Source organism: Oscillibacter sp. CU971 (assembly GCF_905219725.1).
Lineage (GTDB): Bacteria > Bacillota > Clostridia > Oscillospirales > Oscillospiraceae > Oscillibacter.
Window position 1 is genome coordinate 1 of record NZ_CAJMXG010000106.1, and the last position, 9794, is coordinate 9794.

At 62.4% G+C, this 9794-nt stretch carries 7 protein-coding genes; 1 reads left to right on the top strand and 6 read right to left on the bottom strand.

All coding sequences use genetic code 11. The features are described 5' to 3' along the window. Window positions 1–120 precede the first annotated feature (120 nt). The 4 genes from JX325_RS08775 to JX325_RS08790 form a co-directional block, all read right to left on the bottom strand. Entirely contained in the window at window positions 121–1563 is a 1443-nt protein-coding gene (locus JX325_RS08775) for a sodium:solute symporter (protein WP_204790784.1), read from the bottom strand. Window positions 1564–1887: 324 nt separating this feature from the next. Further along, window positions 1888–2976: a CapA family protein gene (locus JX325_RS08780; RefSeq protein WP_204790785.1), complete on the bottom strand. Its 1089-nt coding sequence runs from the start codon at window positions 2974–2976 to the stop codon at window positions 1888–1890. A gap of 145 nt (window positions 2977–3121) precedes the next feature. Next, window positions 3122–4279: a mannitol-1-phosphate 5-dehydrogenase gene (locus JX325_RS08785; RefSeq protein ID WP_204790786.1), complete on the bottom strand. Its 1158-nt coding sequence runs from the start codon at window positions 4277–4279 to the stop codon at window positions 3122–3124. 108 nt (window positions 4280–4387) lie between these two features. After that, a complete protein-coding gene (locus tag JX325_RS08790; protein ID WP_204790787.1) occupies window positions 4388–5725 on the bottom strand; it encodes a glucose-6-phosphate isomerase in 1338 nt (445 codons plus the stop codon). A 458-nt stretch (window positions 5726–6183) separates the two neighbouring features. Here JX325_RS08790 and glmS point away from each other — a divergent pair, with 458 nt between their 5' ends. Then, window positions 6184–8022, top strand: a complete 1839-nt coding sequence (glmS, locus tag JX325_RS08795; RefSeq protein ID WP_204790788.1) for a glutamine--fructose-6-phosphate transaminase (isomerizing) — start codon at window positions 6184–6186, stop codon at window positions 8020–8022. Between the two features lie 44 nt (window positions 8023–8066). Here the strand turns inward: glmS and JX325_RS08800 are convergent, their stop codons facing one another. Both JX325_RS08800 and JX325_RS08805 read right to left on the bottom strand, forming a co-directional pair. Further along, a complete protein-coding gene (locus JX325_RS08800; protein WP_204790789.1) occupies window positions 8067–9329 on the bottom strand; it encodes a zinc-binding dehydrogenase in 1263 nt (420 codons plus the stop codon). Window positions 9330–9333: 4 nt separating this feature from the next. Beyond that, window positions 9334–9794: PTS sugar transporter subunit IIA (locus tag JX325_RS08805; protein ID WP_204790790.1), on the bottom strand; the 461-nt coding region annotated here is incomplete at its 5' end.

A 9794-nucleotide genomic window follows, 5' to 3' on the forward strand; every position in this document is an offset into this window, starting at 1 on the left:
GTGGAGGGGGGTCCGGCGGGCAACGCCCTCCAGCGCGTTCTGCGCGTCCCGTATCATGTCCAAGGTCAGCATTGATTTTCCCCTTTCCGCAGGGTTTTCCCCACAGCGAAATACGCCCGGTTACGGCTTCCCCGCGTCCAGAAAGACGGAGGGGCGGCTTTTGTACGTGGCAAGGCTGACCACGACCAGGGCCGCGCCGCAGGCAATGGTCCCCGGCACGGCGGAGCCCAGGCCGAAGGGCTCTCCCGCCAGCTTCCAGCCCACGCACACGGTAAAACCGGCGGCCATGCCGGTGATGACGCCGGCGGAGGTGGCCTTCCTCCAGAAGAGGGCGGCAAAGGCCGGGATGCCCGCCGCCGCCGCGTAGAAGCTCCAGGCGAACATGAGGATATTATACGCGTTCTTAATGTAAAGCGCAATGACCAAAGCGCCCAGGGGCAAAATAATCGAGAAAATCCGGGAGAGGAGGATTTCCGTCTTGTCCTTCATCTCCGGGAAGAAGGTCTTGCCGATGTCGTGGACGCAGGTCTGGACGCTGACCAGCAGATAGCTGTCCGCCGTGGACATGATGACGGAGAGGATGCCCGCCAGGGCCAGGCCCGTCAGGCCAATGGGTAGCACGCGGATGGCCAGGGCGGGGACCACGGCGTCGGTGCTGCCGTATACCGCCTGGGCATCGTCTCCGATGATCTGGTGGGCGGCCACGCCCATGAAGTAGACCAGGGCGATGGTGACGCCGTAGACGGCGGTGCCCAGGAACATACCCTTTTTGGCGGANCNGCGGTCCTTGGCGGCGAAGGCCCGCTGCCACATCTCCGCCCCGGCCATGGTGAAGACCAGATAGGTGACGATATCCCCCAGGATATCGCCGTTGAGGTAGGGCTTCGCCAGGGCCGGGTCCAGGCCCGCCAGGAAGTTGGAGAAGCCGCCGATGCTCTTGAGGGAAGCCGCGGGGATGAGGATGTATACAAAGAGAATCAGCATGTAGAACTGAAGCACGTCGGTGTAGACCACGCCGAAAAGACCGCTGGAGGCGGTGTAGACCATGAAGATGATACAGGCGATGAGGGCCCCGGCCTCAAAGCTGAGGCCTACCTGGCCCCCCAGCATGTTGATGATGGTGGCGGTGGCCGTCACCTGGGAGGCCACGGTGCCCATCATGGTGAAGGCCACCATGGCCGCCAGCAGGATTTTCGCCGGCTTGCCGAAGCGCCGGTGGAAGAGGTCCGGGATGGAGGTCACGTCGTACTTTATGCCGATATCGGAAATCTTCCCGGCGATGCCGGAGAAGAGGAACATGCCCAAAAGATAGGGAATGGCGGTCATGACCGCCTTAAAGCCGCTGGAATAGGCGACGCCCGCCCGTCCCATAAGGCCGCTGCCGCCGATGATGGTGGCGCAGACCGTGGCCATCATCACCAGGGGCCCCAGGGAACGGCCCGCCACGTAGTAATCCCCCGTGTTCTTGATGCGCCGGACGAAGTAGACGCCCACCGCCACCATGGAGAGCAGATAAACCGCAATGATGCCGAGGTCCAGAATGCTGAGCTGCGTGTGATCCATGTTACCTGTTCCTTTCCGTTTCCTTTGCCTGCCCTTACGTCGAAGTCCCCAAAAAAGGAGTCTTTCCGTTTGCCGCGCCGGAGGAGAAACGCCGTCTCCATTGCGGGAGCCTTTCCTAATCAAACCAATTATAGCAGAAAAAGGAAATTCCGTCGAGGGATTTTGGGGGAATTTTATGATGAAAGTAAAGATTTTTAGTGAAAATGCNANGACATTNNTCCCNTAAAATNAANAAAGCGGCNCCNNGTTAANACGCNGCAAGGAATCCTATGAAGCTTGAAAAGACCCCGGAAAGGATTTTTCGAGCCGCCTCATCGGGCACCCTCAGAGGGGCAGCTTTGCCTTCCCGTCCATAAAGTCCAGCACCCGCCGGGCCTGGGCCTCGTCCTCAATGGGGGCGGGGCAGTAGTTGTTGACCCTGCCGCCGGTGTGGACATAGCAGGGGATCATCTCCGAGGCTGCNTTCACCAGCTCCCCGTTCTCCACCCGGAGGATGAGCTGGTAAATGATGGTCCGGTTCTCCGGCCCCCGGCTGCCGCCGAAGCAGAAGTTTCCCAGGGAGTAGACGATCTCTTTGCCCTTGTAGACCTCTCGGGGCTGGAGCACATGGGGATGATTTCCCAGCACCAGATCCGCGCCGTTGTCAATGAGGCGGCGGGAAGCCCGCACCCGCCACGCTTCCGGGGTGTGCACCCCCTCGGCGCCGCCGTGGTAGAAGACTACCTGGAAATCGGAGTCCTTCTCCGCCGCCTTGAGGCGCCGGATGATGGCCCCGGCCTGGCCCTNGGTCCAGAGGCCGTGGCAGATGACGGCGACGCGGTATCCGTTTTTCTCCAGATAAAAGGTCCGGTCGTTGCCGCNGTACTCCAGCCCGGCGGCGGAGACGGCCTTCACCGTGTCCTTGTAGCCCGCCGTGCCGTAGTCCCCCGTGTGGTTGTTGGCCAGGGATACCGCCTCCACGNCGGAGGAGGTGAGAATGTCCGTGGTTGCCGCGGGGGCCCGGAACCAGTAGGCGGGGTCCGTGGCTTTTTCCTTGGGGGTCAGGTTTCGATCCGTCAGCACGTTTTCCAGGTTCACCACGGTAAAATCATCCGCCTCGAAGATGGGCTGGACATGCTGGAGAAAGTACTCCGGCTCCTGCTTGGCGGCGTAGTCCAGGAAGTTTCCCGCCGCCCGTTTGCCGTGGAGGGAGGCCAGCAGCATGTCGCCGGTGAAGCTGACAGCCATGCTGAACGCGTCCTCCGTCTCCCCGAGCCGGGGCGTGGAGGGCATGGGCCCGTCAAATTCCGGCAGGTCCGGCTCCCACAGCAGGGGATCGTTGGGGTCCGTGGGGTCCCACTCCGCGGCGGAGGCGGAAACGGCGCATGCCAGCAGCTGCAAAGCTGCCAGAAGGGCGGCCAGACGGCGTTTCATAAGCTTCCCTCTCTCCCGGAACATNTCCGATTTATGATCCCATTCTAACAGGCTTTGCCCTAAAAGGGAAGGGGAAAGGGGAAGATTTCCCGGGAAACCACAACGGGGCGGAGGAAGACCCCTCCGCCCCGCCGGAAGCGGGAAGTTATTTTTTGGCCACCGCCAAGGCGTTGTAAACATCCAGAATGCGGCCGAACAGGGGATTCTCGGGCTTCAGGCCGGAGTAGGCCTCCAGGGCGGCGGCGGGGCCTTCGGCCTTCACTTTGGCCTGGAGCTCCACGCTCTGGGGGTCCTCCGGGCAGTCGAACCGCAGGGCGGCGGCGGCGCCGAAGATCAGGTGGTCCACCGGCAGGCCATAGGCGGCAGTGGTGGTCAGGGGCTTGATGAGCCGGTCCCCGGCCTCTAGCTTCCGGATGGGCTCCCGGCCCACCCGGAGCACCTCGTCCTCCAGGAAGGGGTTCTGATAGCGGGCGAAGATCTTTTCCACATACGCGTGGTGCACGTCTGGGTCAAAGCCGAACTCCTTGATAAGGCCTTCGCCGCTTTCGGAGATGGCGGCGTGGACGATTTCCCCGATGGCGGGGTCCGCGATGCTGTCCTTGATGGTTTCATAGCCCCGCAGGTAGCCAAGGTACGCGCAGATGGCGTGGCCGCTGTTGAGGGTGAAGAGCTTGCGCTCCAGATAGGCCATCAGGTTGTCCGCGAAAGTGAGGCCCGGGATGTCCGGCTTCTCGCCCTTCCAGGCGGCGGCTTCCACGTCCCACTCACAGTAGCGCTCTACGGCGGCGTCCAGGATGTTCTCAAAGCTGGGTTTGGGGCAGATGCGGTCCACGGCGCAGTCGGCAAAGCCGATATGCTCCTCCAGGAAGGCAGTCTCCTCCTGGCCCAAGTGCTTCACCACCTCGTTTTTCAGGCGGGTGGTGGTCCGCAGGCCGTTCTCGCAGCAGACCACGTTCNTGGGCTCCGTGTTCCCGGCTTGGATGCGGGCCTGAATGCCCCCCGCAATGGACTTGGCGATGATGGGCAGGACATTGGGGCCCACGGCGGTGGTGATGAGGGAGCACTGGGCCACCTTCCGGGCGAACTCCGGGGAGGTGGAGATTACGCCGTCCACANTGCGGATGGCGATNTCGCCGGGCTCCTTGTCCAGAATGTGAACCGTGTAGCCGTGGTCCCGGTTCAGCGCCTCGATGATGGGCTCCACCACGTCGGCAAAGGTGACATGCCAGCCCGCCTGGCTGAGCAGGGCCCCGATGAACCCCCGGCCGATGTTGCCCGCGCCGATTTGAATTGCCTGTTTCATAGTGCTCCTCCTTAAAATGATTGCTTTTAAGCGAGTAATCGTTTTCGTGATTACTTTATTAAGGGCCGCCTCGCCCATGGGACGGGGCGGCCTTGGGCGGGAATGAGGTTATTTGGCCAGCTTGGCCTCCAGCTCGGCCTTCTGGGCCTCGTAGCCGGGCTTGCCCAGCAGGGCGAACATGTTCTTCTTGTAAGCCNCCACGCCNGGCTGNTCGAAGGGGTTGACCTCCAGCAGGTAGCCGGACAATCCGCAGGCGTACTCGAAGAAGTAGATGAGCTGGCCCAGGGAGTCGGCGCTCTTGCCGTCGGTTTCCACGATGACNTTGGGCACGNCNCCCNCGGTGTGGNCAAGCAGGGTGCCCTCCATGGCCTTGTCCCGGATATAGTCCATGGACTCCCCGGCCAGGAAGTTCAGCCCGTCGCCGTTGACCTCGTCCCGGGGCACCAGAAGCTGGTGCTCGGAGGCCCCCAGGCGGACCACGGTTTCAAACATGATGCGCCGCCCGGCCTGGATATACTGGCCCATGGAGTGAAGGTCCGCGGTGAACTNNACGCTGNCGGGGAAGAGGCCCTTGCCGTCCTTGCCCTCGCTCTCGCCGTAGAGCTGCTTCCACCACTCCAGCATGAAGCGGAAGGCGGGGTCGTAGCAGGCCAGCACCTCGATGCTCCNGCCCTTCTGATACAGCGCGTCCCGGAGGGCGGCGTAGGTCCAGGCGGGGTTTTCATAGGAGGCGGTCTCGCAGAGCTTCATCATCTTGGCCGCGCCGCCCATGAGCTCTTCAATGCTGATTCCGGCCACGGCGATGGGCAGCAGGCCCACGGCGGTGAGGACGGAGTACCGCCCGCCCACGCCGTCGGGCACCACGAAGCTCTCCCAGCCCTCCTCGTTGGCCAGGGATTTCAGAGCCCCCCGGGCCTTGTCGGTGGTGGCGTAGATGCGCCCCTTGGCCCCGGCCTTGCCGTATTTCTTCTCCAGGGCGTCCCGGAAGAAGCGGAAGGCCACGGCGGGCTCGGTGGTGGTGCCGGACTTGGAGATGACGTTGACGGAGAAATCCTCGTCCCCGATGAGGTCAAAGACCTCCTGCATGGCGTCGGCGGAGAGGCCGTTGCCCACGAAATAGATGTTGGGGGTTTTCTTGTTTTTCTTCTGGTTGTAGTTAGGGGAGCAGAGGTATTCTACCACGCCCCGGGCGCCCAGGTAGCTTCCGCCGATGCCGATGACCACCAGGGCCTTGGAGTCGCCCTGAATTTTTTGGGCGGCGGCCTGGATGCGGGCGAACTCCTCCTTGTCGTAGTCCACGGGGAGGCGGACCCAGTCGGTGAACTCATGGCCCAGGCCGTTGTGCTTTTGGAGCTTCTCCTGGGCTTCCGCCAGCCGGGGGGCGGCGGCGTCCCGGTAGCCGGCGGGGATAAAGTTTTCGATCTGGAAGGATTTGACGTTCAGCATGATGCAGCTTCCTTTCCGTAAGGTCTCATATTTTTTGTGGCTTCCGCTGAAAGCGGACCTGAAAACAGTATAGCATTTTGTTAAGTCGGCAGCAAGACGGGGCGGGGAAAAAGTTGGGAAAATTTTGAGCAGGATGGCTGCCCGCCCGGGCAAGTTGACATTTGCGCTCCTCTTTCGTATAATGCAGTAAGGCCGAAAGGCCGGGTCAAAATCGCAGAGGTGAAAGGAGGACATGGGAAAAGTCCCATCAAAGCGCCATGCGCCGGCTTCGGCCGGATAACGAGGTGAGGGGAGTATCGAATTGTTCGGCGGATGCCCCTCCGTGCCCTGGGCGGGCGCGTGACACGGCTTACAAATATGCGGGCGACCGCAAAACAGAAGGGCCGTGACCGTCTTGAGGAGACAAGTGACTGCGCATTTGTCCTCTTAATTTTCCAAATTAGGAGGAACGAATTTCCATGTGTGGAATTGTTGGTTTTGTAGGCCAAAAACAGGCTGCCCCCGTGCTGCTGGAGGGCTTGAGGCAGATGGAGTACCGGGGCTATGACTCGGCGGGCGTGGCCGTCCGCTCCGAAACCAAGGGCTTGCAGGTCCGCAAATCCAAGGGCCGCTTACAGGTCCTGGCGGACTTGACCCATAACGGGGCGGAGCTGGAGGGGGCCCTGGGTATCGGGCACACCCGCTGGGCCACCCACGGGGAGCCCAACGACGTCAACGCCCATCCCCACGTCAGCGGGGACGGAAAAATCGCCCTGGTACATAACGGCATCATCGAGAATTACCTGGAGCTAAAGGAACAGCTCACCCGGCAGGGGGTGGCCTTCACCTCCGAGACGGACACGGAAGTCGCGGCCCACCTTCTGGAGTTTCACTACCAGGAGTGCGGGAATATGCTGGAAGCCGTGGGCCGGTGCCTGCGGCGCATCGAGGGGTCCTATGCCTTCGGCATCATCTGCTCGGACTACCCCAACGCCCTGATTGCCGCCCGGAAGGACAGCCCGCTGATCATCGGCTTTGGGGAGGGGGAGAACTTCATCGCCTCCGACGCCACCGCCATCATCCGCCACACCCGGGACGTGGCCTATATGAACGACGGGGAAATCGCCGTGCTGACGGCGGAGAGTGTGGATGTGTTCGACGATGAGCTGAACCCCCTGGAGAAGGAGCACAGCCGCATCGACTGGGACGCGGCCTCCGCCGAGANGGGCNGCTTCCCCCACTTCATGTTCAAGGAGATTCTGGAACAGCCGGAGGCCCTGCAAAAAACCATTTTCCCCCGTATCCGGGAGGGCCGTGTGGTGCTGGACGACATCCGCCTGACGGAAGACTACGTCAAAAGCATCTCCCACATCTACATGATTGCCTGCGGCTCCGCCTATCATGCGGGAGTGGTGGGGAAATGCACCTGGGAGCGTCTGCTCCGCCGTCCGGTGGAGGTGGCGCTGGCCTCGGAATTCCGCTACAGCGGGCCGCTGGTGGATGAGCACACCCTGGTCATTGCCATCAGCCAGTCCGGGGAGACCCTGGACACCATGGCCGCCCTGCGGGAGGCCAAGCGCCTGGGAGGCCGGACCCTGGCCATCTGCAATGTGGTGGGCAGCTCCATCGCNCGGGAGGCGGNCGACGTGCTNTACACCTGGGCGGGACCGGAGATTGCCGTGGCCACCAGCAAGGGCTATTCCACCCAATTGGCGGCGCTGAACCTGGTGGGGTTGTATCTGGCGGACCTGCTGGGGACGGTGGAGAAAAGCGAATACGACGCGATATTGATGGAGCTCCAGGCCCTGCCGGAGAAGATGCGGAGGTACCTGGAGAATTTCGAGGACACGAAATACTTCGCCTCCCGTTTCTTCAACCACGACAGCATTTTCTTCATTGGACGAAACCTGGATTACGCCATGGGCTTAGAGGGCTCCTTGAAGCTGAAGGAAATCAGCTACATCCACTCGGAGGCCTACGCCTCCGGAGAGCTGAAGCACGGGACCATCTCCCTCATCGAGCCGGGGACGCTGGTGGTGGCCCTGGGGACCTATGCCGCCCTCTTTGACAAGGCCATGAGCAACGTGGTGGAGGTGAAGGCCCGGGGGGCCACGGTGCTGGCCGTCACCACGGAAGGGTTCCGGGAGCGGATGGAGAAGACCGCCGACGCGGTTGTCGCCGTGCCGGAGACCCATCCGCTGCTCCAGCCGTCCCTCTCCATTGTGCCCTTGCAGCTGTTCGCCTATTATGTGGCCTTGCAAAGAGGGTGCGACATCGACAAGCCGAGAAACCTTGCAAAGTCTGTTACCGTAGAATAGGCATAAAGACAGCCGGACCTCNCAGCCGTGAGGTCCGGCTGCTTTTAGATCACANGAAAATGCCGGAGCAGGATTTTCTCCGCCTCGGAGTTCCAGAGGCCGTCGTGGGCGCCGCAGCAGTCCGCCAAGCGGGCGTACAGCGGGTCCGTCCGGCCCTTTTCCCGGAAGTCCGCAATGGCGGTGAGGGGCATATTGAACTGGGTGTAGGTCAGCTTCTTCCCGCCGGGGATGTGGGGGAGGTTCCGCGTAGTCTCTGCGATGGAGTCCAGGCCGCCCACGTGGGTGACCATGACGGCTGGGCGGATTTTCCCCTGAGCGGCCAGGCGGAAGGCCTCCTTCAGGTCCTCCGTGGTGCCCCCGGTGGTGCCGATGACATGGGTGGAGGCGTAGTGGCAGTTGTACAGGTTGATGCTGGCGGAAAAGGACTTGTCCGTGGGGCCGGAAAAGAAGTTCATGCACCCGTCCCGGCCCAGCAGCCGGTCCCCCATCTCCGCCAGGGAGCGGATGGCGGTGTAGACGAAGATGTCGTCGTAGCCCTGCCCGCCGGTGAGCTCCATAAGCTCCGTAAACTCGTCGGAGCACTCGCCGGGGTTGATGTAAACCAGCCGGATGCCCTGGGCGGCGGCCAGGGACTCGGGGATTAGCTGCCGGGCCCGGGCGATGCGTTCGTCCGAGAGGTCCGTCACCACAATCATAGAGGGTTTTTTCTCCAGAGCCAAAGGGTATTCGATAGCCTCCAGGCCCATGGGGCCGCAGCCGCCCAGAATGAGGACGCGGCCCNCCTCCTTGATGCCCATGATGTGCTCATGGCTGCGGCGGCTGGTGTGGTAATTCCCATGGTATCCGCCCAGGATGCAGCTCATGGGCTCGCCCAGGCTGGCCTCAAAATAACTCTCGCCGTCGTAGTGCAGGAGGCAGCCCAGCTCCACCGCTTCCGGCGGGACGATGCAGTAGGTGCACGCCCCGCCGAAGGTGGGATAGGAATAGCCGGGAGAGGCCGGGCTCCCCTTGTAGTTCAGGGCGGGCTGCTGGGCGAACTTCTCGCCGGGAGAAAATTCGCCCAGCCACTTTTTCCCCACCTTCACAATGTCTCCGGCGAACTCATGGCCGATGATGACAGGGCGTGTGTCCACGTCCTGGGGACAGCGCTTGTGGGCCTTGCCCTGAACCAGCAGCTTGTAGGTGGACATGCAGATGCTGTCGCTCATGACCCGGACCAGGATTTCGTCGTCGCGGATCTCCGGCAGGTCGAATTCCTCCAGGCGGATGTCGTAAGCGCCGTAGAGACGCACGCCCTTAGACCGCATGGAATTACTCCAGGCCGTTGAGCAGCTTGTAGAGCTGATCCACCGTGGCGTCATCCACCAGCTTGTCGGTGTCCTCCTCGGTCTCGGCCACCTCGACGATTTTGCNCAGGATGCCCAGGTGATCCTCGCCGGTGGAGGCGATGCCCACCACCAGGCGGACCAGCTCGTCGCCCCACTGGATGCCCTCGGGATAGGTCATGACAATGAGGCCCGTTTTCTTGATGGCCTTCCGGGATTCCTCGGTGCCGTGGGGGATGGCCACATGGCTGCCGATGGCCNCGGAGAAGCTGGCCTCCCGGTCCAGCATGCCCTGGATATAGGACTCTTCCACATAGCCGCTTTCCACCATCCGCTTGCCCACGGCCTTGATGGCCTCCTCGGGGCTGACGGGCTTGCAGTTCAGGACAATGTTTTTCTTCTCCAGCAGGATGGGGTGCTCCGCGGCGGCGGGGGCCTCTTCCACGG